At 55.5% G+C, this 22,848-nt stretch carries 23 protein-coding genes; 11 read left to right on the top strand and 12 right to left on the bottom strand.

Annotated features, from left to right (window positions below):
* Positions 1-85 precede the first annotated feature (85 nt).
* Both EYC98_RS05685 and EYC98_RS05680 read left to right on the top strand, forming a co-directional pair.
* Positions 86-1,522 (top strand): thioredoxin family protein, encoded by a 1,437-nt coding sequence (locus EYC98_RS05685; protein WP_279244343.1) that lies wholly within the window; start codon positions 86-88, stop codon positions 1,520-1,522.
* Positions 1,423-2,043: a UGSC family (seleno)protein gene (locus EYC98_RS05680; protein ID WP_478219246.1), complete on the top strand. Its 621-nt coding sequence runs from the start codon at positions 1,423-1,425 to the stop codon at positions 2,041-2,043. Before EYC98_RS05685 ends, EYC98_RS05680 begins: the two co-directional genes overlap by 100 nt.
* 37 nt (positions 2,044-2,080) lie before the next feature.
* Here EYC98_RS05680 and EYC98_RS05675 read toward each other — a convergent pair whose 3' ends face one another.
* Positions 2,081-2,716 carry an HAD-IA family hydrolase gene (locus tag EYC98_RS05675; protein ID WP_279244341.1) on the bottom strand — a complete coding sequence of 212 codons (636 nt, stop codon included), beginning with the start codon at positions 2,714-2,716 and terminating at the stop codon, positions 2,081-2,083.
* A 188-nt stretch (positions 2,717-2,904) separates the two neighbouring features.
* Here EYC98_RS05675 and EYC98_RS05670 point away from each other — a divergent pair, with 188 nt between their 5' ends.
* A complete protein-coding gene (locus EYC98_RS05670) occupies positions 2,905-4,107 on the top strand; it encodes a CaiB/BaiF CoA transferase family protein (protein WP_279244340.1) in 1,203 nt (400 codons plus the stop codon).
* A gap of 23 nt (positions 4,108-4,130) precedes the next feature.
* Here EYC98_RS05670 and EYC98_RS05665 read toward each other — a convergent pair whose 3' ends face one another.
* Complete coding sequence (locus EYC98_RS05665; RefSeq protein WP_279244339.1) at positions 4,131-5,153, bottom strand: DUF481 domain-containing protein; 1,023 nt, start codon at positions 5,151-5,153, stop codon at positions 4,131-4,133.
* 70 nt (positions 5,154-5,223) lie between these two features.
* Between EYC98_RS05665 and EYC98_RS05660 the strand changes: the two genes are divergently transcribed.
* Positions 5,224-6,342, top strand: coding sequence for a hypothetical protein (locus EYC98_RS05660; RefSeq protein WP_279244338.1), 1,119 nt, complete (start codon positions 5,224-5,226; stop codon positions 6,340-6,342).
* Between the two features lie 26 nt (positions 6,343-6,368).
* Here the strand turns inward: EYC98_RS05660 and EYC98_RS05655 are convergent, their stop codons facing one another.
* Positions 6,369-7,262, bottom strand: coding sequence for a hydrogen peroxide-inducible genes activator (locus EYC98_RS05655; protein ID WP_279244337.1), 894 nt, complete (start codon positions 7,260-7,262; stop codon positions 6,369-6,371).
* 151 nt (positions 7,263-7,413) lie between these two features.
* Between EYC98_RS05655 and EYC98_RS05650 the strand changes: the two genes are divergently transcribed.
* The 4 genes from EYC98_RS05650 (at position 7,414) to EYC98_RS05635 (ending at position 10,143) form a co-directional block, all read left to right on the top strand.
* Positions 7,414-7,833 carry a rubrerythrin family protein gene (locus EYC98_RS05650; protein ID WP_279244336.1) on the top strand — a complete coding sequence of 140 codons (420 nt, stop codon included), beginning with the start codon at positions 7,414-7,416 and terminating at the stop codon, positions 7,831-7,833.
* A 63-nt stretch (positions 7,834-7,896) separates the two neighbouring features.
* Positions 7,897-9,225 (top strand): heterodisulfide reductase-related iron-sulfur binding cluster, encoded by a 1,329-nt coding sequence (locus EYC98_RS05645; RefSeq protein WP_279244335.1) that lies wholly within the window; start codon positions 7,897-7,899, stop codon positions 9,223-9,225.
* 13 nt (positions 9,226-9,238) lie between these two features.
* Complete coding sequence (locus tag EYC98_RS05640) at positions 9,239-9,841, top strand: DUF3501 family protein (protein WP_279244334.1); 603 nt, start codon at positions 9,239-9,241, stop codon at positions 9,839-9,841.
* A gap of 62 nt (positions 9,842-9,903) precedes the next feature.
* Positions 9,904-10,143: a YgaP family membrane protein gene (locus EYC98_RS05635; RefSeq protein WP_279244333.1), complete on the top strand. Its 240-nt coding sequence runs from the start codon at positions 9,904-9,906 to the stop codon at positions 10,141-10,143.
* 51 nt (positions 10,144-10,194) lie between these two features.
* Here EYC98_RS05635 and EYC98_RS05630 read toward each other — a convergent pair whose 3' ends face one another.
* The 6 genes from EYC98_RS05630 to EYC98_RS05605 form a co-directional block, all read right to left on the bottom strand.
* Positions 10,195-12,267, bottom strand: a complete 2,073-nt coding sequence (locus tag EYC98_RS05630) for a TonB-dependent receptor (RefSeq protein WP_279244332.1) — start codon at positions 12,265-12,267, stop codon at positions 10,195-10,197.
* Positions 12,268-12,380: 113 nt separating this feature from the next.
* Positions 12,381-13,145: an SDR family NAD(P)-dependent oxidoreductase gene (locus EYC98_RS05625; protein ID WP_279244331.1), complete on the bottom strand. Its 765-nt coding sequence runs from the start codon at positions 13,143-13,145 to the stop codon at positions 12,381-12,383.
* Between the two features lie 23 nt (positions 13,146-13,168).
* Complete coding sequence (locus EYC98_RS05620) at positions 13,169-14,092, bottom strand: NAD-dependent epimerase/dehydratase family protein (RefSeq protein WP_279244330.1); 924 nt, start codon at positions 14,090-14,092, stop codon at positions 13,169-13,171.
* A gap of 82 nt (positions 14,093-14,174) precedes the next feature.
* Complete coding sequence (locus EYC98_RS05615) at positions 14,175-15,170, bottom strand: SDR family oxidoreductase (RefSeq protein ID WP_279244329.1); 996 nt, start codon at positions 15,168-15,170, stop codon at positions 14,175-14,177.
* Between the two features lie 108 nt (positions 15,171-15,278).
* Entirely contained in the window at positions 15,279-16,472 is a 1,194-nt protein-coding gene (locus tag EYC98_RS05610) for an amidohydrolase family protein (protein ID WP_279244328.1), read from the bottom strand.
* Positions 16,473-16,488: 16 nt separating this feature from the next.
* Positions 16,489-17,919 (bottom strand): coniferyl aldehyde dehydrogenase, encoded by a 1,431-nt coding sequence (locus EYC98_RS05605; RefSeq protein WP_279244327.1) that lies wholly within the window; start codon positions 17,917-17,919, stop codon positions 16,489-16,491.
* Positions 17,920-18,119: 200 nt separating this feature from the next.
* Between EYC98_RS05605 and EYC98_RS05600 the strand changes: the two genes are divergently transcribed.
* Positions 18,120-18,665: a YaeQ family protein gene (locus EYC98_RS05600; RefSeq protein WP_279244326.1), complete on the top strand. Its 546-nt coding sequence runs from the start codon at positions 18,120-18,122 to the stop codon at positions 18,663-18,665.
* A 119-nt stretch (positions 18,666-18,784) separates the two neighbouring features.
* Positions 18,785-19,627: a class I SAM-dependent methyltransferase gene (locus tag EYC98_RS05595; protein ID WP_279244325.1), complete on the top strand. Its 843-nt coding sequence runs from the start codon at positions 18,785-18,787 to the stop codon at positions 19,625-19,627.
* A 41-nt stretch (positions 19,628-19,668) separates the two neighbouring features.
* On the opposite strand, the gene EYC98_RS05590 is transcribed toward EYC98_RS05595, so the two are convergent.
* Genes EYC98_RS05590 through EYC98_RS05580 form a run of 3 tightly spaced genes read right to left on the bottom strand, consistent with a single transcriptional unit; the run spans position 19,669 to position 21,892 of the window.
* Positions 19,669-20,079, bottom strand: a complete 411-nt coding sequence (locus tag EYC98_RS05590) for a nuclear transport factor 2 family protein (RefSeq protein WP_279244324.1) — start codon at positions 20,077-20,079, stop codon at positions 19,669-19,671.
* An 8-nt stretch (positions 20,080-20,087) separates the two neighbouring features.
* Positions 20,088-20,786, bottom strand: coding sequence for a sterol desaturase family protein (locus tag EYC98_RS05585; protein WP_279244323.1), 699 nt, complete (start codon positions 20,784-20,786; stop codon positions 20,088-20,090).
* A complete protein-coding gene (locus EYC98_RS05580; RefSeq protein WP_279244322.1) occupies positions 20,783-21,892 on the bottom strand; it encodes a MarR family winged helix-turn-helix transcriptional regulator in 1,110 nt (369 codons plus the stop codon). Before EYC98_RS05580 ends, EYC98_RS05585 begins: the two co-directional genes overlap by 4 nt.
* A 98-nt stretch (positions 21,893-21,990) precedes the next feature.
* On the opposite strand from EYC98_RS05580, the gene EYC98_RS05575 reads away from it, so the two are divergent.
* Entirely contained in the window at positions 21,991-22,848 is an 858-nt protein-coding gene (locus tag EYC98_RS05575; RefSeq protein WP_279244321.1) for an NAD(P)-dependent oxidoreductase, read from the top strand.

Below are 22,848 nucleotides of genomic sequence, written 5' to 3'. Positions count from 1 at the left end.
ATTCATAGCGCTACTGTTTCACTGTGACATTGCCAAACAATACAGCCTTGCCTAGACTCAAGGCTTGAAATGATGAGCACTCAAAATGACTGAGCAGCACGACAGCTATCTGGTTTTTCTTAAACGTGATTGTCCAACCTGCGTATTGGTGGAACCCGCCCTGCGTGAACTCGAAAGCGCTGGCAAAATTTTACAAGTGTGGAGTCAGGACGATCCCGAGTTCCCCGGCAGTCTGACTGCAGTCGGCGATGACCGCGAGCTGGAACAGTCCTATCACTGGCAGGTCGAGACCGTGCCAACGGTAATTCGTCTGCGCGGCGACAAAGAGGTCGAGCGCACTGAAGGTTGGGATCGCGCCGCTTGGCTCAATCTCTTTGGCACGCAACAATTAGCTGAAGATCTACCTGGCTTTCGCCCCGGCTGCGGTTCGCTAAGCGTGCAGCCCGGGGTAGCAGAGGAACTGGCACTGCGGTACGGCACAAGTTCGCTGCAAGCTCGGCGGATTGAGATTGCGGAGCTTGAGGACCCGCTGGAGGCCTGCTACGCGCGCGGTTGGAGCGATGGTCTGCCCGTCGTACCACCCACGGAATTGCGCGTTATCCGCATGCTCGCCGGCACTCATCGTGAGCCCGCGGAAATCGTGGGTCTGATACCGCCCGACCTGCAGCCCTGTAGCATCGAAAAAATAGCCATCAACGCGGTCATGGCAGGCTGTAAACCGGAATACCTGCCAGTGGTCATTGCTGCCGTGGAAGCCGCCCTGATCGATGAATTTTGCATGCATGGCCTACTGGCGACCACCTGGTTTTCCAGTCCCATGATCATTGTGAATGGCCCTATTACCAAGGCCATCGGCATGAACAGTGGCGGCAATGCCCTGGGGCAGGGTAACCGCGCCAACGCCACCATTGGCCGCGCACTGCAGCTGGTCATTCGCAATGTTGGTGGTGGTAAGCCCGGCGGTGTCGATCGCGCCACGCTGGGAAATCCTGGCAAGTATACGTTCTGCTTCGCGGAAGATGAGTCCGAACAGCGCTGGCAATCGGTTGCACAGCAACGCGGTTTCGAGTCGCAGCAGTCCACTGTAACCCTATTTGCCGCCGACGGTGTGCAGGGAATTGCTGACCAGAAATCACGCGAGCCGGAATCCCTGTGTCGCAGCCTGGCGGCCAGCCTGCTTGGCGTCGGCCATCGCAAGTTCGCTATGCTGAGCGATGCGTTTATCGTACTCTGCCCTGAGCACCTGCGCGTTTTTACCAACGCCGGATGGAGCAAACAGCAGGTACTGGACCGCCTCTTTGAGCTGACTACCCGCTCTGGTGCGGAGCTGATCAACGGCGTCGATGGCATTGCCGAGGGCATGCCGGAGTTTGTCAAAGACATGCAACTGGCGAAATTCAAACCAAACGGCCTTAATATTGTATGCGCGGGCGGTACCGCCGGCCTGTTTTCCGCAATCGTCCCTGGCTGGCTGGCCAGTGGCGACATGGGAAGTTCACCTGTCACCAAGGAGATAGTTTAATGAATCAAGTAGTTCTTGACCCCACTGCGGAGCTCAACCCCGCAAATCGAGCGGTACTGCCGCGACTCAACCAGCTAGGTGGCAAGACCATTGGCCTGCTAGACATCAACAAGCCTCGCGGCGACAAACTACTGGATCGGCTGGAAACCCTGCTGAATAACGAGGGCGCGCAGGTACGGCGTTATAACAAGCCGACCATGACCCGGGTTGCACCGCTGGAGGTCAAGCAGGCCATTGCCAGTGAATGCGACGCGGTTATTGAAGCCCTTGCCGACTGAGGTTCCTGTACGTCGTGCAGTCTGCATGACATTATGGATCTCGAAAGCCGCGGCATACCCGGTGGCTATATACTGACCGAAGAATTTCGCGAGGCTGACCTGGCCCAGGCCAGAGCACTAGGCTTTAGCGCCAACAAAGTATTCGTGGAACATCCGATACAGGACCGTACCGACGCCGAAATGGCCCTGATTGCCGAGCGAGCATTTGCCGAGGTGGTGGCGATGATTGTCACCCCTGAGTAGTTCAGGGGTGAAACCCGGGCTCACCAGCCCGGGGGCTTTAGTGCAGGTCGAGTCCTAACAGCGTTTCCATCTCACTGATGGCCAATGCAGGGTCCGTCACTTTGATTGTCGTCAGCCCCAGTGCCCGCGCTGACTTCAGGTTTTGTCCGATATCGTCCAGAAACAAAGCGGCGCCAGGCTCAATACCCAGACGCTGCAGCGCAATCTGGTAAATCCGTGGATCGGGTTTACGCACACCTTCTACCGCCGACTCTACGAAGACATCAAACAGACCCTTGACCTGAGTATTAGCGTCTGGCCGATCTTCGTTATGCCAGTTGTTAGTCAGTGCGGCCAACTTATAACCTGCCTCTCGCAGTTTCCCGATGGCCGCCACCATATTCTGATGAATACCTGCCGCTCCTGCGACATCGGCAAATATTGCCGCTGAGCTAAGCGTCTCAGGAGCTCCTGCGGCTCGCAATTCAGTGTCAAAATCCGCAAAAAATGCCGCACCCATCGGTACTTCACCGCGCTCCAGCCTGCCCCAGGCGCTAGCGGAACCGTTATCAACTATCATGCGATTGATAAAGTTAGAGGGCAGCCCGTGGCGGCTCTCGTGGTCGGCAAAGGTCTGCATGGGCGAGGCGATCACCACACCCCCAAGGTCAAAAATAACGGCTTCTATACTCAAGTTGACACTTCCACGGCAAAAACTGAAGCGGCAAGCATAGTCGAAACCTGACGCAAGGTGCCAGCAATTCTGCCAGTGCCCAAGGGTAAACACAGCCAGACCGGAGCACGCCTCCTCAGGAGGGAGGACGCACCTGTATGTGCATGCTATATTTCTGAACCCTGGTCCTTTGAAACTTAGAGAGCACTATGCAAATCGCCAACCCCGATGCCCAAATCGGCCCCTGTGCCGGCTTTACCGTAATCGACTTCTCCACCATGGTGTCCGGTCCTTTGGCCGGCCAGAACCTGGGCGACCTGGGTGCCGACGTTATCAAGGTAGAAACGCTGATGGGCGATACCGCGCGCTGGCTAGGCCCACCCGAACGCGCTGGCCTCAATGGTTTCTTTACACAGCTCAACCGCAACAAGCGCGCAATATCGATTGATCTGAAGCAACCCGCCGGACAGGAGATTGCCCGCCAACTAGCCGCGAGCGCAGACGTGGTACTGGAAAACTTTCGCCCCGGTGTCGCCGATCGCCTGGGTATCGGCTACCAGCAACTCAGCGCCGCTAACCCCGGCCTGGTGTACGTCTCGGTTTCCGGTTTCGGACCGGACGGCCCCTATGCCGACCAACCAGTTTACGATCTTATGATTCAGGGTATGTCCGGGTTGATGCCTATTCAGGGTGGCGACGGCGAACCGCAAATGCTCAAGAGTGTAATCGCCGACAAGAATGCTGCCATTACCGCAGCCTCCGCGGCGCTGGCAGCACTGCTGGCTCGCGAGCGCAATGGTGGCCAGGGTCAGCATGTTCAGGTACCCATGATCAATGCCTATGCGCAGCTGGCGATGCCTGACAACATGACTGTGGAGAGCTTTCGACCCAAGCCTGAAGTAGAGGGCACGATCCCGGATATGTACCGCGTATGGCAGTGCGCCGACGGCCACATGGTAGGCATGATGATTCTGGACAAACAATACCAGGGATTGTGCAAGGCGCTGGCCCGAGACGATCTCGCCAACGACGAACGCTTTGCAGGCATGGCCGGGCGCATGGAGAACAATCACGCGCTCAACGAAATTCTAGCTGAGGAATTTTTGCACTGGCCGGTTGCAGATCTCTTGGCTAAATGCCGCGAGCACGAGGTCCCTCTGGCGCCGGTTTACGACGTTGAGCAGTTTATGAATGATCCTCAGGTGCAACACAACCGCACGGTATTTGATGCTGAGGACCCTCTCGGGGGCACTACCCGCTATATCAGCCACCCCAGCGTCTATGAGAATACGCCAGCGACATTGCGCCGACATCCTCCGCGCTACGGACAACATACTGCGGAAATCCTACAACAGGCTGGCTACTCCGAGGAGCAGATCTCAGCCTGGAGAGAGGCGCAGGTGATCGCCTGAGACACACGCCTCAGGCAACGGAATTACCAGCTGTAACCGACGACGAAGTTGTAAGTCTCATCAAGGTCTTCAACTTCGTCAGCAACACCGCCGTCGTATTCATACTTGATTTCCAGGCCAGCCTCTAGCCCGTACACCAGGGGGAAACTGATACCTATGGTGGTGTTGAGTACCAGCGCATCGGTTTCATCAAAGTTGAGAATACCATCGTGGTCTACATAGAAAGTAGAGTCACCACCAAAGTAGTCACTGGTCAGGTGCAGGCCCCAGTTAGCGCCGGGGTAGTCATTATCTTCCTGAACATCGTATTGCTCGTCCACGTAGACCAGACCGACCTCACCGCGCACTGAAAGTAACTTAGTCTCCAGGAATTGACGACCAATGTAGGGGCCAAAGGTGGTACGTAAATCGAGATCGATAAACTCGTCACCCTCAAAGCCCAACAGTACACCGAAGTAGTTGTCAGAGTTAGCGGTAAAACGGTCGTACTTGTTCCGCCAGCGCCACTTATTCTTGCTACGCACGCCGTTCGCTTCATCGTATTCGTAACTGGCCGCTATAGAGTAGCGATCCTTGAGACTACGCCAGGTAGAGTTGGCACTGCCGCGGAGCTCATCGGTTTCGGTGTTACCCCGCTCCAGCAGCAAGGCAATACGTGCATCACCAAACCACTTGTAGCCACGTCCCAGCTGCCAGGGTTCGGGGTTGAGCTGACCCACGTCTTCCACATCAAACACAATAGCCTCATTCTCGGCACTCATGACCACCATCTCATCGCCGGCTGTGGCAATGCGCTGATTCTCAATAACGCGCCCATCATTTAGCATAACGGTCACTTCGCCGTCGGTAAACGCGGTCTCGATATCATCCGCATCGACGGAAATCGTCCCTGCAAATTCGGTTTCAAACTCAACCTTGCCGTCCACTGAATTTTTCAGCGTACCAATTATCCGCGAGCCATTTTTCATCAGCAGTTCATCCGCTAATGCCCCCGCAGAGAATGCGCAAACCATCAACAGCGCCAGTCCTCTCGTCACTTTTCTCATCGTTCTTCCCTTGCCTGCCATCGTAAAAACCGCGCATTATACCTATCTTTGGGAAAAGTGGGATAGAGCGATGACTAATGTTACTGAAAGCAGAAAGGCGCTAGGAGAACTAATAGAGCTTCTGCAAGAGGTAGACCAACGTTGGGCGGGGCCAGAATGGAACCTGCACAGCACAGAAGACGTCGCTGGCGCCCATCGAGCGCTGATGCATTTGCTTGATGGTGGCATCGGCACCATGTTTGAAAGCGACCCCGCAGCTCCTGTTATGCGACGTATCGTCACCCCAACGCGCAAATTCACGGGTGACAATAGTGATGCCATCTATTTTGACGCCCCTGTAGCGGAGCAATACGAGTACCACTTGCGCGGGAATATGCACGGCGCAGTCTACGTCTCCGTCACTCTGGAAGAAGGCACAGCCAAAGGCGGTCTGGGCACCAAGACCGCTGGTATCATTAACGATACCGAATTTGAGATAGACGCTGAGGGTAATTTTGAGATCTGGCTGGGCGGCGCCGCCCGCGACAAGAACTGGCTGGCGTTGACGGCGGAAACCTCACGCATTACCACCCGTCACTACTTTGAAGAAGTCGGCAGCGCCTCTGCCAACCCGGCCCGCGAGCCGGTGTTCGAATTAACCGTGTTGAATCGAACCGCAGCCCCCGCAATTCCCGACGAACACAGCGTGGCGGCTGGCATCCGCCGGGTTGGCGAGTTTGTGCGCAGTCGCACTATTGGTATGCCACCAATGGCTGAAACGGCAGCCAAGGTGCCCTTTCTGTCCATCGAGCCCAACCAGTTTCCAGCTCCTGTGCCGCCCGGTGATATGGGCCTGGCTGCCATCGATGCTGCCTACTCCATGGCGCCCTATTACCTGGGCCCGGATGAAGCGTTGGTGATCACCGGGCGCTGGCCCAGCTGTCGTATGGCCAATGTATGCCTATGGACACGCTTTCAGCAGACCTACGACTACAGCAACCGGCAGGTTTCCCTCAATCGGGCACAAACAAAGCCGCAGTCTGACGGCAGCTTCCGCATGGTGCTGGCGCACCAAGATCCGGGTTGCGACAACTGGATAGATACGGAAGGGCGTGCCCTGGGGCTGGTTTTCTGGCGTTTCTTCCTCCCCGACGGAGCTATTGAAACACCACAGGCCGAGGTGGTGAAATTCGATCAGCTGGGGGCTTGATGGTGAAACGGGGATAGGGCGCGGGATCAGCTGGCAGCAATAAAATCTCCGAGTAAACTGAACTCCTCGCGGCGCGGGCTATTGCTGCGCCACATCAACCCGATGGAGCGCGAAACACCAGACTCCTTGAATTGATGCGCCTTAACCCCGGTACCGGAAAGAATGCGCGCGTCCAGCGCCATTTGCGGTAACAGGGTGACACCAATGCCATTCGCCACCATCTGCACAATCGTCGTCAGACTGGTCGCCTGGTAAGGAATCTTCAGCTCGACCTCATTCAGACTGCAGGCCTCCAGGGCATGATCACGCAAGCAGTGGCCATCTTCTAACAGCAGTAATTCGTGTGAGCGCAAATCCGCTGCATGCACCTTGGCATTGTCCGCCAGCGGATAGTCGGGCGGGCAGGCAAACACAAAATCGTCGTGGAACAGATGCCGTGTCTCTACCCTGTCCGCCGCAAAGGGCAGCGCTAGCAGCAGCACGTCAAGCTCACCCAGATGCAGCGCGTTAACCAGCCGTGCGCTGAGCTCCTCGCGAATAAACAGCTGAAATTCCGGGTGCTTGCGTCGCAGTTGCTTGAGCAGGTGAGGCAGCGTATACGGAGCAATAGTGGGAATAACACCTAACCTCATGCGGCCACTGAAGGGTTCTGCCGATGCCTCGCAGGTAGCGACCAGGTCCTCTACATCGGTCAAAATCGAACGGCTGCGTTTTATCACTTCATCGCCAAGTGCCGTCAGCAACACCCGTCGATTGCTACGCTCTACCAGTGCCACTCCCAGCAGGCTCTCCAACTCAATAATGGCAGCGCTCAGAGTTGACTGGGACACATGGCAGGCGCGCGCGGCATTGCCAAAGTGGCCGTGTTCAGCCAGTGCTGACAGGTAGCTGAGCTGTTTCAGAGTCGGTTGACGCGCCATCGTAATAATCGATCAATGATTGGTAAATATTTCATTATACAGATGCTGCCTCGCAGTCTACTCTTACTACGGGTCTTACACCAATGCAGGGCTCTAGCTGCTGCCGACGGGCTGCTGCTATTCACATGTGATCATAAACAGGAGACACACCATGTCTTTGAAAGGTAGTCAAACCGAAGATAATCTGAAAGCTGCGTTCGCCGGGGAATCCCAGGCCAATCGTCGCTACCTGTACTTTGCAGCAAAAGCCGATGTCGAGGGCTACAACGATGTGGCTTCCGTATTCCGATCTACGGCTGAAGGCGAGACCGGCCATGCCCACGGCCACCTCGAATACCTGGAAGAAACTGGCGATCCCGCCACTGGGCTGCCCATTGGCGGCACTTCTGACAACCTGAAAGCGGCGATTGCTGGCGAGACACACGAATACACTGACATGTATCCGGGTATGGCCAAGACAGCCCGCGATGAAGGCTTCGACGAAATCGCTGACTGGATGGAAACTCTGGCCAAGGCTGAGCGCAGCCACGCTAACCGGTTCCAAAAAGCACTGGACACACTGGACGATTAATCCTCTGGGGCGGACTTGTCTAGTATAGACAAGCACCCGTCCCGATTTTTGCGAGACAACATTATGGCAGTCAGAGAAGGCAGTCTGGAAGCGCCTACACGGCACCCTGTGGAATGGAAGACTGAAAAGTTCTGGGAACACGACGACCTGGATCAGGAGCTGGAACGAGTCTATGACATCTGCCACGGCTGTCGTCGCTGCGTCAGTCTGTGCGATTCCTTCCCCACCTTATTTGACTTGGTGGACGAATCCGAAACCATGGAAGTAGACGGTGTCGACAAAGCCGACTTTAGCAAAGTATCCGATCAGTGCTACCTGTGTGACCTGTGCTACATGACCAAATGCCCCTACGTACCACCTCACGAATGGGCTGTGGATTTTCCGCACTTGATGCTGCGTGCCAAAGCCGTCAAGTACAAAGAGGAAGGCGCCAGTTTGCGCGACAGGGTCCTCACCAGCACCGACAAGGTTTTTGCCGCGGCCACCATCCCGCTGGTCGACATCACGGTTAACGCACTGAACAAGAACGCCACCTTCCGTAAGGTGTTCGAATCAACATTTGGGGTGCATCACGCAGCCCCGATACCCGAATTTCACAGCAAAACCATGCGCAAGCGCGTACAACCGATGGTCAAACCCGTCACCAGCAAGGCCGTCGCGGGCACTACCGGCAAGGTAGCCCTTTACGCCACCTGTTATGGCAACTACAACAGCCCCAGCATCGGTGAAGATTTTGTCAAGGTATTCCAGCACAACGATATCTATATTGACCTGGTGCCCAAGGAGGCCTGCTGCGGCATGCCCAAGCTTGAGCTGGGTGACCTCAACACTGTCGAAAAGCTGAAAAACGCTAATATTCCGGTCTTGGCCAAGTTGGTGGATGAGGGTTACGACCTCGTCGCACCCATACCTTCCTGTGTATTAATGTACAAGCAGGAGCTGCCACTGCTCTTTCCGGACGACCCGGATGTCGCCAAAGTACGCGACGCCTTTTTTGACCCGTTTGAATATCTGTGGATCAGGCATAAACAGGGCGAATTAAAAACCGAGTTCCCGCAGGCCATGGGTGACATCGCCTATCAGGTCGCCTGCCACCAGCGGGTGCAAAATATAGGCCTGAAGACCCGCGACGTGCTTAACCTGGTGCCCAATACTGACGTTACTGCGCATGAACGCTGCTCCGGTCACGATGGTACGTATGCGGTTAAGAAAGAGACCCACGCCAAGTCGGTCAAAATTGCGCGCCCGGTGGTGCGCAAGGTCGACCAGCAGGAGCCAGACCATTTCATGAGTGACTGCCCCATGGCTGCCACCCATATCGCCAATTTGTCGGAAAAAGTCGACAGGGCCGAGCACCCCATGACGCTATTACGCATGGCCTACGGCCTTTAGCAGGAGAACAAAGATGAACCAGCAGTTATCGAGAGCCGACCTATGGTCGCTGGAAGAATACGCCGAGCAGCGCTCCAGTTTTCGTGCTCAAGTGATGGAACACAAAAAGCGCCGACAATTACCACTGGGCAATAATGCACGTCTGTATTTCGAAGATTTACTGACGATCAGGTATCAGATTCAGGAAATGCTGCGCATCGAAAAAGTTTTCGAAGCGGCTGGCATCACCGAAGAACTTGAAGCCTACAATCCGCTGATACCCGATGGTCACAATTGGAAGGCAACCTTTATGATCGAGTTTGACGACCCCGCCGAACGGGCGAGTCAGCTGGCACAAATGATCGGGATCGAGAACAAAGTATGGATGCAAGTCGACGGCTGCGACAAAGTCTATCCTATTGCCGATGAGGACCTGGAGCGAGATACCGCGGAGAAGACATCCTCGGTGCATTTCCTGCGCTTTGAGCTAAGCCCTGCCATGATTACCGCTGCCAAAGCCGGAGCAGACTTCAGTGCAGGCATCGACCACAAGGCCTTTACGATAGGGCCGCTGGCGGTGCCTGGACCCATCCGAGACTCACTCACCGAGGATCTGTCAGACGTTGTTCTTAATTAAGGTGTAATCCAGCCAGCCTCATTGCGCGTAAGAAGAGCACAATCAATCAAAATGGTGCTCTCATGATCGAACGAAATCTAGGCAATATCGAACGCCTTATCCGCTTACTCTGCGGTATCGGGCTTGGAGTATGGGCCTTCAGTCAACCTGCAATGAACGGCATTGAGTGGTTTGTGGTTCTGACATCAAGCTTTTTGATACTCAACGGTATCTTCTCGCGCTGCTATCTCTGGTATGTGCTGGAGATCAATACCAACCGCGAGCAAGGCATTGTCGGCCAAACGACGCCCGACTGCCGCTAAACAACCGGACACACGATGCCCGGGTCCTAGCGCCCGGCATCAGCCCCACGCTCACAAATTTACATCAAGCCGCAAAAACGCGTTACGCCCATAACCGGGCAATCTCTCACCACGCGCTATAGCCGGGTTGCCCATAACTCGATTGACGCCACTGACATGGTCGGCATAATTTTCGTCCAACACATTATCGACACCCACAGCCACTCGCAGGCGATCAGTTGCCAACCAATAACCACCTACGTTGAGTAAACCGTAGCCGTCACTCTCCTGTTCATTGTTTGTCGCACTGACCTTATCCTGCTCAGCGTATAGTCGCCCCTCCAGTCTGGCACCCCAACGATTACCGGTGTAATCCAGCGCCAGGGAGCCATTCAGCGGTGCTATCCGATACAGATTGTCGTCAATATCATCGCGTTCGCCACGAACATAATTAACCAGACCACTCAGCGCCCAGTCTGAGTTAACGGTGTAACGCCAGTCCATATCAAAACCCCACAGTACGGCGTCAACATTGTCGAACTGCAGCGGTGACGGGTTACTATTGCCCGTATTCATATTCATCATCGTCACGAACATGTTCGCCGGGGTTAATGTGCTGGGGACGCCTTGAATAAAGTCTTTCACATCGCGGTAAAACAGGCGCGGCGACAGCACCAGACTGCCATTGTTAAAATCCAGACCCAACTCCAGCTCGCGCGCTACCTCTGGTGTAAGCTCAATATTGCCCGTATAGGTCAAACCGTCAGCCAGACCACCGGTGGCCTGCAGAGGCAGCCACAAATAGCGCTCCTGATAGGCGGGCGAGCGAGTTTTACGTGCCAGCCCGGCGTAATAACTCAGCTCGTCATTGACATGATAGAAGGCCTTGGCCACCACATCGAAGTTATCATCGGTTTGCTTACGATCTGCCGCATTGAAGGCGTCACGCAGCATGGCACCCGCCGGCATCATCGCTGGAGTACCATCGACCTCACCGGCATCCATTACCACATGGTTGTAACGCAACCCCAGCTCCGCACTCCAGGCATTGCCGAAATCATGCTGGCGCTCAGCAAACAGGCCGACGATGGTTCGCTCTGCGTCATTAAAGTTAACGACAAAAAATGCCGGGTTCTGTGGGTTATCGATATTCGAATCATGACTGGAGTCGAGGCCATCGGCGCCCACAATCCAGAGCCCATTGTCATCGTTGAATGTCGCGCTCACCTTGAAACCGCGGTTGCTGGAGGCCGCTGTATTACGCCGCCACATGCCCTCATTCGTCGGCGCCTGACGCAGGTGATAGTTGCTCATGGTGTGATCGAGTTCGCTACCAAACACAGTAGCGTCCACAGACCAGTCAGAGCCGGCAAAGCTATAACCCAGCGTGTATAAGTCGCCGTCAATTAATTGAATATCCATGGGCAGGGCGGGCGTACCGGCATCGCCAGTTTCGCTGCGGCTGAAGTCGAACTGCAGAGTATGATCGCCCACCCGCAGGCCATAACCCAGCTCATAGCGATCACGCTCATATTCAGTGGGCAATATCTTGCCGTCGGAAAACTCCGCATCATCGCCTTGCTCAGTCATGGCGGCCAGCCGCAAGCGGTGCACATCGTTGCTAGCTAACACCGTTGCTCCCAGCAGGGTCCCATTACTAACGCTCTGCCCACTGGCGACCACGTGAGTGTTCAGCGTCATTGCCGAGCTGTCGCTAAACTCACCGCGGGCAGTTACCGCGTTTACGGCACCGCCGATGGATTCCTGAACCACGCTAACCGGGGCAATACCACGATAGAGCTGAAGCGATTCCAACTGCGCGGCAGCCGCATAAGAGAGCGGCGGGTCCATCCAGTTGGGGCCAGCTGGAGCCAGTTGCGTACCGTTCAACTGCACGCCGATGCGCGGACCGTACATACCTCGATACTGGGGAATGCCTGTCAAAGGACCATTGCTATTGACCGTCGCTCCAGGTGCCTGCTTCAGCAACTGCGCGGTATCTGCAGCAATCGTCATCTCATCAACCACATCGATGGTGCGCTTTTCGTGGCTGCCGCTAACAATTACCTCTTCCATATGACCGCCCCAGGCGACCACACTAACCGCGCTGGCCAACACCCCGACCAGCGTCCTTGGATACGTCATGAAAACTCCCGCACAAACTGTAAAAATGCAGGCGCTATTGTAAGGACCGGGAAGGCTGCAGACATGTGACACAGTGTCGCACCTGCAGCTTTTGGAAAACGGCGAAGCTCTGATCAGAGCGCGAGAAAGCCCCCGTCAGCAACCACAGTAGTTCCGGTGGTAAATTTGGACATATCACTAGCCAGATACAGTACCGGCCCGACGATTTCCTCGGTGTCGGCAATGCGCTTTTGCAGGCTGGCGGCTTTAGCACCCTCCTCAAACCCGGGAATCAGCTCCGCGCTGGTGTCAAACAGGTCCGAATGGAAACTGCCGGGCGCCAGCGCATTGACGCGGACATTCCCATCCGCCCATTCTGCCGCCATCACCCGGGTCATGGCGTCGAGCCCGGCTTTCGTGGTGGCGTAAAAGCCCTGCCAGGCAGAAGGCCGCAGTCCACCTACCGACACCAGATTAATAATCGAACCGCCGCCGGAGGCGGCCATATGCGGCGCCAATCGTGACGCCAGATACCAGGGGCCTTTCAAATTGACGTCAAACATCTTCTGAAACAGCTCAGGGGAAAGGTCCGACAGCGCTCCCATAGCCGGATTAATGCCGGCATTGTTGATGAGGATGTCGATTTTACCGAAAGCCTCCAAAGCGGTCGCAATCAGCCGATCGAGACTCTCAGTGTCACCCACGTGCGCTGAAACCGGCAATCCCCTGCGCCCTTTGGCGGCTATCTCTGCACAGACTGCTTCGCAACTCTCCAGCTTCCGACTGGCGACGACCACGTCGGCGCCGGCATCCGCCAGCCCCAATGACATGGCACGGCCCAAACCGCGACTGCCGCCGGTCACCAGCGCCACTTTGCCGCTCAAATCTATCTCGACCACGTCATTCGCTCCTGAGGTTCTGCCTATTCGTCCTGACTGACCAGATCGGGGTAACGCACTGAAAGAGCGCTGGCAATACCGTCCTGCCAGCTCACCTTACAAGGCCCGGCCATCTGCTTGCGCAGGGTATTGTCCAGGACTGTCATCTGCCACGTAGCCATGTCTCGCTCTTCGACAGTCGCCTTGAGACCGGTCAGTGATTCGATATAGCTAAGCATTTGTTCCATGCTGACCACTTCATCGCCACCGAGGTTGACGATGGGGGCCGGCACTGCGGCATGCTCCAGCAAACCCTGTACCTGCTCGACAATGTCATCTTCATGAATCGGCGAGCAAAAACTCTCACTGCCGGCGGCCCGATGATAGGGAATACCGTGCTTCATAAACTGCACCAGCGCCATAGGTGCACCGCCGTGGCCGCGAGTTCCATAGGCCACATCAAGACGTGCAATAATCGTTGGCAGGTTGAGAACGCGTGCCTGAAACCGCACCACTGCCTCGGTAGACTGTTTGCTCATCGCGTAATGCGGCGAATAACTGGCATAGCCCCCGAGCTGCGCGTCTTCCGCGACCGCTTCACTGGCATCCGCCGCCAGGCCATAGACTGAAGACGAAGACATATGGAAAAAGGCTCTCACATCGCGATAGCGTTGCATCAGAAAACCCGTGCCCTCGGCGTTTTGGCTGATACCTTCGTCGGGCGTCTTGGGGTCGGTATTACAGCCGCAATGAATAACGTAGTCGACATCGGGCAAAGCGGACAGATCCGCATCACCCATTGAGAAATATACGGTGTTGATGCCCTGCTCTTCCAACTCCTGTTTAGCGCGTGGATCCGAGAATCTCGCTGCTGCCCAGACCTCGTTATTCGCATTAAGGGCTTCAGCGATAGGGCGGGCCACCTGACCTGTGGCTCCGGTTACCAGAACTCGGACATTATTCAACATGATCGATATCTCCTTATTATTTAAGCGCTAATCTACCGCTGGAGGGATACACCGCGGCTATTCGGTTCAGACAACCATCGCCCTAGACGTAGCCGTGGCTGCGAAACCAGTCCACAGAATCACGCACCGCCGTTTCAATCGGTGTTTGCGGCAAGCCCAGCTCAGTCACCGCCTTGGAGGGGTCAACATAAGCGTGCTGCTGGGCAAACACCGTATTCTTGTAAGTCGTCATGGGTGCCTTACCAGTCAGCTTGGACCACATTTCCATCACCCGGGAAACCCGCAACATGGTCGCACCTGATACTTCGCGGCTGGCAGTTTTGCTGACCCCCGCCGTCTCGCCTACCAGCGTCAGAAACTCTTTGTGGCTCAAGTTGCCTGCTGGGTTGGCAAGAATATAGGACTCGCCTACGCGGCCTTTTTGCATCGCCAAAACGTGGCCTGCTGCCACATCACGGACATCTACAGCACAGACGCCGCCATCCCAATAGTTCTGCATTTTTCCCTGCAACGTTGAAACAATCATACTGCCGGTGGGGGTGGGAGCGCGATCGCCAGGACCAAACGGCAGGCCGGGTAAAACCATACAGGCAGGTAAACCCTCCATAACCAGCCCCTTGACCATCTGGTGGCTGATAAACTTGGATAAAATATACTCGCTGGCAAAATCCCAGCTATCGAAAGGTGTTTCCTCGTTCGCCAGCTGACCCCGCGGCGCCACCCCAATGGCCGCCACACTGCTGGTAAACACCACCTTGCTGACGTTGGCCGCCATGGCGGCGCGTAACATCGCCTCAGCACCTTGAATATTGATTTTGTAGTGCAGATCCGGGTCTTTGGTCCAAACCGCAAACAGCGCAGCCAAATGATAGAGCTGATCGACTCCCTGCACGGTATGTGTCAGAGAGTCAGGCGCCAATAAATTGCCCTCCACAAACTCCACATCCATACCGTCCAGCGGCGAGCGATCCTCGCCGGGCATTACCATGACCCGAACCTCATCGCCCTGCTCAAGACACAGGCGTGTCACATGGTTGCCAATGAAGCCGGTGGCGCCGGTGATCAGTACTTTGCTCATACGTTTCTCTGTCTACAGGTGATAGCTAGCAGTCTAATCGCGTGCCGCAGTGGTTGGGATAGCGATTCAGGCCATACCGCGAGGGCAAATCAGGTCAACTGAACAGGCTCATAGTGGCTGCGGTGTATTAAGACTCCGGGCGTTATCACGCAAGATTTTTTGCTGGTCTGCGGCACTGAACTGATCCAGTTCCGCAACATAATCCAGCGGCGTCGGCATGCCTTCAATATGCGGCCAGTCGGAGCCGAAAATGACCCGGTCGGTGCCCATGAGCGCCGCCACCTCGTTCACGTCATCTTCCCAAAACGGGTTAATCCAGACGTGCTGCTTGAAGCTCTCCACCGGGTCTTCCTTAAAATAGCCGGCCGTGGCCAGCCGATTACTCGACTGCTTGAGCTTCCGGAACAGGTCAGGCAGGAATTCCGCACCGTTTTCGATAGACGCTACGCGCAGGTTCGGAAACCGCTCGAACAACCGCTCGTAGGTGATGGTAATCAGAAAATCATACGCCGCACGCTCGATATTGAAGTGCTTGATATTGGGTGCGAACGAGCCACCACTGATATTGGCGGAAAAGCCATCGGTTACGTAACCGTGAGTGGTATAACCAGAATCGGAGGCATGGACTACCAGCGTAATACCGGATTCATTAAGTGCAGCCCAGAACTTGTCAAACATGGGGTCGGCTGGCGAGCGTAAGCCATGGTCTCGGGTCTGCACCGCGGCTGGACGCATGACCACCACGCGCGCGCCCTGCTGCAACGCCCATTCAAGCTCCTGACAGGCCCAGTCGACGTCGCACAGGCTAATGTAGGGCGCGGCGAATATCTGGTCTTTGTAGTTGCAGCCCCAATCCTCCTGCAGCCAGCGATTAAAGGCGCCAAACAGCGTGGTCACGGCTTCAGTGTCATGCTTAAGCAGCTCCTCATAGAGCACACCAAGCGTCGGGAACAACCACACCGACTCCAGACCCTGACCCTGCAATTTCTCGACCCGCGCGTCGCGGTCAATGTAACAAGCGGGCAAGGGCTCGCGCGCGCTCATCAATTCAATAGCGTCCTGACCCAACGGGTTACCGCGCAGATAGTCGGAGATCGAGCCAGGCAAGGCAATAGGGTCCCAGGTGGGGTTCTTTACTGCGCGTGCCAGCTTGCCGCCCACAATGTGGTGCTGGTGGCCGTCAATAGTGGCCCACTGCACACAGCGCTCGCGCATGGCCTTTGGCACATGCCGGGTGAACGCGTCCAAGCCTTCGTAATAGTGGTTATCGGCGTCAAAGGCCTTAAAGCCCAAATCGGTCATCGTCTGTCTCCTGCTGTTACTTCTTGATTTGTCCGGCCAGCAGCTTATCCAGCTTGCCTGCCGCATACGGCGGGTTGGTGCCACCCAGCTTACCCAGATCTACCCAACCCTGTTTGTAAACGCTGCGAGCGTGACTGAAGGTCTTGAAGCCTTCGCGGCCCTGATAGTTACCCAGCCCGCTATTACCCACCCCACCAAACGGCAGGTCAATATTGGCAATATGAAAGATGACGTCGTTGATAGTGACGCCGCCGGACAGCGTGTTCTTTAACACATAGTCCTGCTCCTGCGGATTATCGCCGAAGAAATAGAGACCCAGGGGGTGCGGACGGTCGTTGATGTAATTGACGCATTCGCTCAGCTCGCGATAAGTGCGCACAATCATAAGGGGGCCAAAGATCTCATCCTGAGAGACTTTTAGCTCGTCACCCGGATTAATGACCAAATGCACCGGTATACGCTGCTCATCGGGAGTATAGACATCTTCAGACAGGGCCACCACTTGAACTCCCGCAGCGCGCGCCTCCTCAATGTAGCTCACCATCCGCTCGTAGTGGCGCAGATTAATCATCGCAGCGTAATCACCATTACCCGACACAGTTGGGTAAAGCTCTGTAAACGTATCCGTCGCAGCAGCAATAAATGAATCCAGGCTGGCTTCTGGTACGAAGGTGTAATCAGGAGACAGACAAACCTGGCCAGAGTTCATGGTCTTGCCTGTGATGATCTTGGCCGCCGCCTTGGTGATATCAACATCTGCGGCAACGATCGTGGGCGACTTGCCACCCAACTCCAGCGTCACCGGAGTCAGGTTACGACTGGCCGCTTCCATCACCTTCTTACCGATACTGGACGCGCCGGTAAACAGGATATGGTCCAGCGGCAGCGCGCTGAAGGCACCTCCCATTTCAGGTCCGCCAGTGACCACTACGATTTCATCAGCGCTGAAGTACTTACTGAATAAATCGGCTACCAAGGCAGCGGTAACGGGATTAAATTCGGAGGGCTTGATCATCACACGATTGCCGGCGGCCAGAGCGTTACTCAGGGGGTGGAAAATCATCGCCAGCGGAAAATTCCAGGGTGACATAATACCCACCACACCCTTGGGCTGATATTCGATACGTGCTTTGCCGCCCAACAGGCCCATGGGAAACATGGCTTTACGCTTCTCCGGCTTCATCCACTTATCGACATGTTTGATTGCATGCTTGAGATGACCGATTGGCTGCATCACCTCAGACATCTTGCTGAGATAGGGCGAGCGGCCGCCGTAGTCTTTATCCAGAGCCGCTACCAGCGCATCCTGATGGTCAACCAGCAGATCAATACAGCGCTGCAGACGATCTTTACGCACCGCAGCATTGGGAAAACCATCATCGCGCTGCGCCTGACGCAAACGCTGCAGATCCGCTTCCATTACCAACACACTATTCTCTGTATCCATCGTATTAACCTCCAACCCCGAACAAGGGGGCATATCTTCCGCGCCGCCAGCGCAAATGACCAGCGCCATCGACTTAAAAGGTCGGCGTGGCTAGCCTGTTAAACCCATTGCCAGCTGATTGAACCTGTCCGGCTAATGCAACAAGCCTGCGGCGCTGTGGTAGATTGTGCACCCGCTTCAAAAATAGTGCGAATCTTGCCATGGCCCTTAAGGCAACCATCTACAAAACCGCCCTCAATGTTGCCGATATGGACCGTCAGGTCTACGCCGACTATGCACTTACCGTTGCGCGCCACCCTTCGGAAACCGATGAACGTATGCTGATGCGTATTCTGGCTTTCGCGCTACACGCTGATCAGGAACTGGAGTTTGGCCGCGGTATCAGCACGGATGATGAACCTGATCTGTGGCGCAAACAGCTGACTGGCGATATCGAACTTTGGATTGAACTGGGGACGCCAGATGAAAGCCGATTGCGCAAGGCCTGCGGGCGCGCGCGCGAGGTCGTATTGTATTGCTATGGGGGTCGGGCAGTGCCCCTCTGGTGGGAGAAAAACGCACCGCTGCTGCAGCGTTTTGACAACCTGAAGGTGCTGGAAATTGACACTGAAAGCAGTAAGCAGCTGGCACTGATGGCAGCGCCCGGCATGCGCCTGCAAGCCTCAATCATGGATGGAGAGGTTTACATCAGCTCTGAACACGCGGCCCTGGACCCAGTCACCATTAAACCGACGGTACTTATGTAAGCGCGGCATTGGCAACCAAGCCTGCCGCACAATCAAAGCTTTTACCGACCAGACCCGGCAGGACCGCTATCTACAATCAAAACTGGTCTATGCTACCTAAACCAACTATGGAGATTGCTATGAACCTGATGCGCCTTACCACGATATGCCTGCTGGCCTGCACTGCGGCGGTCCATGCCGATAATCGCAAGCTGGCCGAAGTGCTTACCGCGCAACCTGCAGAGACGCAGACACGCTATTACTTTCGCCATCCGGCAGAAACTCTGAGCTGGCTGGGTATCGAGCCAGGCATGACCGTCATGGAAGCACTGCCCGGCGGCGGCTGGTATAGCAAGATACTGCTCGACTACCTGGGCCCGGACGGCCATCTTGTCGGTGTCGATTACAACCAGTCTATGTTCCCCAAGTTCGGCTTTGTTTCTGCTGAACGAATCAAGGCCAAAGAGACCTGGGCTGCAGACTGGACCGCGGATGCCCAGAGCTGGGGCGGTGCTGAGTCTGCCAGCATCAGCGCTTTCACTTTCGGCACAATGCCAGATTCGTTCCACGGCAAAGCTGATGCAGTACTGCTGGTCAGAGCGCTACACAATTTGGCCCGGTTTCGGGCTGACGGCTATCTGGACACCGCCCTTAAAGATTCGGTTGCCGCCCTCAAACCCGGCGGCATTCTGGGCGTAGTGCAACATGAAGCGCGCGAAGACAAAGATGATGCCTGGGCCAGCGGCCCACGCGGCTACCTCAAAAAGTCGTTTGTGATCGAACAGATGCAGGCAGCGGGACTGGAATACGTTGGTTCCAACAACATTAACCAGAACCCCGCCGATCAACCGGGGGCCGATGATATGGTCTGGCGCCTGCCGCCCAGCCTTTCGACCAGCCGCGAGGACCCTGAACTACGCGTGCAGATGCAATCGATCGGAGAGTCCAATCGCATGACGCTGAAGTTTCGTAAGCCAAAGTAGCGCATTGGATCAGCTAAGCTTAAAGATGTAGCAGAGCTGGGCTAGCCGGGTCGCTGACCGCCGCAAATGACCTCGGTTAGCAACTCGGTGTCCATATATTCTTTCAGCGACGCGAGCTTGCCATCGCGCAGGGTGAACAGAAAGTGATAGCGGTTTCTGTAGGGAACACCGGATACATGCTCCCCCTCCGAGGTAGCCTCCACCGCAACCCGATCATCCTCCGCCGTCATGTTTAGCACGTCAAAGCGGATACCCGCTGGGAAGGATTCATAAATACTGCCCGCAAACTCGCTGATCTGCTGCTTGTCATACTGCCCGGAAGCTAGCGTATTACCCATCGTCCAAACGAACCCGTCCGCGGCGTAGGCATCCACGATAGCCTCAACATCGCCGCGATTCATCGCGTCGAGAAAGTTACGGACAAACTCTTTGTTAGCTTCAAGCTGGCTCATGATCTCTCCTAGCAGAACGTGCCAAACACCTTGTCGTAGAGCAGGGTGATGGTGGCGTAGTTACCCTTGTGCATATTTTCATGGTGAGCATTATGACGCGCGGAAATCCAACTAACCGTCTTGAATGGGAAGAAGGGTAACTCCACCTTGCAGTGATTAATAATATTCAGCTGGGTGAACACCAAAAACGCCAGCGCAACTGTCACCGCGTGAAAAGGGCCCAGCACCAGTGTCAGCATGGGGATGGTCGATACGAACAGGAACACACCGACAAAAGTTTCCAGCGGATGCACGTAGTGAGCATCAATAAATGTGACATCGCGGGCCTGGTGATGCACCGCATGGATCTTGCGAAAAAAGCCCTGCCCGTGAAACACAAAGCGATGGGTCAGGTAGTAAACAAAATCGTAGACCATAAGGATGATAAAAAGATCGAGAAAAATCTTCCAGATCGGTTGCGGCGCAAGGTTAATAAAAAACGGGCACACCAGCAGAATGAATACCAGATTGGTATACATGCCGGCGGAGCGCGTCTGCTGCATAACCTTCTTATATTTGTCCAGTTTGCGCTTTTCCTTCCATACTTCCATATTTTTCAGGCGCTCTTGCTCCAGCGCCGGCACCTTGAATACAAAGAACTTGATGATTTTGGTCAAGGCTATTAATACAGCAAGAAACACCAACCCTGCCTGCCAGTCATAGGTCATTTCATAAACTCCTGTTGCGGGTTCAGCATGCTCGCCAGACTGGCGGCATTCTCTGGACCCAGTTGTTTAACAAGCTGCGCGGCCAGTAGTCTGAGATCAGCAGTTGTGTCTGCCGCAGGGCCGAAAATTTCTTCTTCCAGGTGCAGACCCTGATAGAGGTCAGCCAGTATACGCTGCAGTTTTGACAGCCTGTCGGCGCCTAGCAGGCGGCTCAGCTCGAGCTCCAGTTGCACTACAGATTGCACCGAATCGGCCAACAGCTGCATACCCAAGGTGGTGAACTGCAACACCTGCTGGCGTGCATCGGCGGGGTCAGGGTGCCGCTCTATATAATTCAAATGCTCAAGCTCCGCCGCCACCGAACTGATCGCCTGCTTGCTCACTTGCTGGACTCTCGCCATCTGCCCGACTTTACCGCCTTCCAGTCCAATCAGGCTCAGCACCTGCCCAAACGACATTTTGAGTCCAGGATGACCGCGCGCGATCGTTAATTGCATCAAACGCCGCATCATGTAATCAGCAATTCGAGGTAAACGCGCACCGATCTCTCCCGCCCGAATTGGCTCAGCTGTTATCGACTTCGCCAGGATTGTTTCGCTACCAGCGCCGCCTAACGACAGGCTGGCAGAGGGTAACTGCAGACCCTCGTACAGATCTCGCAACAAGAGCATCAACTCATCAAATCGATCTGACCCCAGCAATTGGCCACATTCAGCTTCATAGCGACCGATAAGTTCCGCACCCTGGGCGCGCAACTGGAGCCCGCGATCAGTCAACAGCACCAATCTTGCCCTGCCATCAGCCGGATCGGGCTGGCGCTGCAGGTAGCCAGCACGCTCAATCTGATTAATTGTCTGATTGCAGGCCTGCTTACTGATGCACAGCAAGTTCGCCAGCTCTCCGGGACGGGCACCGCCAGCTCCAATCAAAGCAATGAAGGGTTCAAAACCCAGTCGCAGTCCGGTATGCCCAAACTGCTGGTGCAGCGCGTGCATCAGGTGGGTCTGCAGGTGGCGCGACACACCAATACAGTGGCGTGGCAGATTACTGCGATAACGACCCCAAATCTCCCGCGAATCAACCCTCTGTTGTGCCAGATTACTCATAGGGAGAGATAGTAAACACGTATTGTCTAGTAGTCAATCTATGTTGACTTACTCGCGAGGCAGCCTATATCATCAGGTGCCCCGTGAAGGAGATCGCCATGGCAGATAAAAAAAATGTGGGCTATATCGGACTCGGCAATATCGGCAAACCCTCCGCCAGACATCTGGTGTGCGACGCCTTTAATGCCTACGTCTACGACCTGATGCAACCCGCCGTCGACGAGCTCGTCGCACTCGGCGCAATCGCCAGTGAATCTCCCGCCACCATGGCACAGCAGTGCAGCCACATTGGTATTTGCGTACGTGACGACAACCAGGTCGAGGAGCTGCTGTATGGCGAGGCGGGTCTGCTGGCCAATGCCAACGTCGGCTGTATCATTGCCATTCACAGCACCATCACACAGGCCGGTATTCTCAAATGGGCTGCGGATGGTGCGGAGTATGGAATCCACATCATTGACGCCCCTATTACTGGCGGTGCACAGGGCGCCGAGGCTGGAACCCTATGCTATATGGTCGGCGGCGATGCCGAGGTAGTGGCAGCGGCCACGGAGGTCTTCAATACCTCAGCAGACAAAGTGGTACACGCAGGCGACATAGGCACGGGCATTGTGCTCAAACTGTGCAACAACCTGATTACCTATGCCGAGTTTATGGCCATGTCCGAAGCCACCCGGCTCGCCGAGGCGGCAGGACTTTCCGCCGATATTCTGCGCGAAGTGGGCAAATCCAACGGCGTCATCAACGAAAACATGCACAGCTTTATCTCCAACCGCAACGCGCTGTCGGCCAGTTGTACCGAGGAGCAAATGGCAGAGTTCTTTGGTGCCTTTGGCAAGTTGGGAGAAAAAGATCTAAGTTGCGCCATAGACAGTGGTAAAGCACTGGGCGTGAGTTTACCGTATACCGAAAAACTACAGGGCGATGTCTACAACCTGTTCCTGAACAAGGCCTAG

Origin of the sequence: Candidatus Litorirhabdus singularis (assembly GCF_026262625.1) — a bacterium.
Lineage (GTDB): Bacteria > Pseudomonadota > Gammaproteobacteria > Pseudomonadales > Halieaceae > Litorirhabdus > Litorirhabdus singularis.
This window is presented reverse-complemented; position numbering and strand designations above follow the sequence as displayed.

Bases quoted from the DNA above. Each gene is read 5' to 3' on its own strand.
- EYC98_RS05685 (WP_279244343.1), top strand. From the start codon at position 86: ATGACTGAGCAGCACGACAGCTATCTGGTTTTTCTTAAACGTGATTGT.
- EYC98_RS05670 (WP_279244340.1), top strand. From the start codon at position 2,905: ATGCAAATCGCCAACCCCGATGCCCAAATCGGCCCCTGTGCCGGCTTT.
- EYC98_RS05665 (WP_279244339.1), bottom strand. From the start codon at position 5,153: ATGAGAAAAGTGACGAGAGGACTGGCGCTGTTGATGGTTTGCGCATTC.
- EYC98_RS05660 (WP_279244338.1), top strand. From the start codon at position 5,224: ATGACTAATGTTACTGAAAGCAGAAAGGCGCTAGGAGAACTAATAGAG.
- EYC98_RS05655 (WP_279244337.1), bottom strand. From the start codon at position 7,262: ATGGCGCGTCAACCGACTCTGAAACAGCTCAGCTACCTGTCAGCACTG.
- EYC98_RS05650 (WP_279244336.1), top strand. From the start codon at position 7,414: ATGTCTTTGAAAGGTAGTCAAACCGAAGATAATCTGAAAGCTGCGTTC.
- EYC98_RS05645 (WP_279244335.1), top strand. From the start codon at position 7,897: ATGGCAGTCAGAGAAGGCAGTCTGGAAGCGCCTACACGGCACCCTGTG.
- EYC98_RS05640 (WP_279244334.1), top strand. From the start codon at position 9,239: ATGAACCAGCAGTTATCGAGAGCCGACCTATGGTCGCTGGAAGAATAC.
- EYC98_RS05635 (WP_279244333.1), top strand. From the start codon at position 9,904: ATGATCGAACGAAATCTAGGCAATATCGAACGCCTTATCCGCTTACTC.
- EYC98_RS05630 (WP_279244332.1), bottom strand. From the start codon at position 12,267: ATGACGTATCCAAGGACGCTGGTCGGGGTGTTGGCCAGCGCGGTTAGT.
- EYC98_RS05620 (WP_279244330.1), bottom strand. From the start codon at position 14,092: ATGTTGAATAATGTCCGAGTTCTGGTAACCGGAGCCACAGGTCAGGTG.
- EYC98_RS05615 (WP_279244329.1), bottom strand. From the start codon at position 15,170: ATGAGCAAAGTACTGATCACCGGCGCCACCGGCTTCATTGGCAACCAT.
- EYC98_RS05610 (WP_279244328.1), bottom strand. From the start codon at position 16,472: ATGACCGATTTGGGCTTTAAGGCCTTTGACGCCGATAACCACTATTAC.
- EYC98_RS05605 (WP_279244327.1), bottom strand. From the start codon at position 17,919: ATGGATACAGAGAATAGTGTGTTGGTAATGGAAGCGGATCTGCAGCGT.
- EYC98_RS05600 (WP_279244326.1), top strand. From the start codon at position 18,120: ATGGCCCTTAAGGCAACCATCTACAAAACCGCCCTCAATGTTGCCGAT.
- EYC98_RS05595 (WP_279244325.1), top strand. From the start codon at position 18,785: ATGAACCTGATGCGCCTTACCACGATATGCCTGCTGGCCTGCACTGCG.
- EYC98_RS05590 (WP_279244324.1), bottom strand. From the start codon at position 20,079: ATGAGCCAGCTTGAAGCTAACAAAGAGTTTGTCCGTAACTTTCTCGAC.
- EYC98_RS05585 (WP_279244323.1), bottom strand. From the start codon at position 20,786: ATGACCTATGACTGGCAGGCAGGGTTGGTGTTTCTTGCTGTATTAATA.
- EYC98_RS05580 (WP_279244322.1), bottom strand. From the start codon at position 21,892: ATGAGTAATCTGGCACAACAGAGGGTTGATTCGCGGGAGATTTGGGGT.
- EYC98_RS05575 (WP_279244321.1), top strand. From the start codon at position 21,991: ATGGCAGATAAAAAAAATGTGGGCTATATCGGACTCGGCAATATCGGC.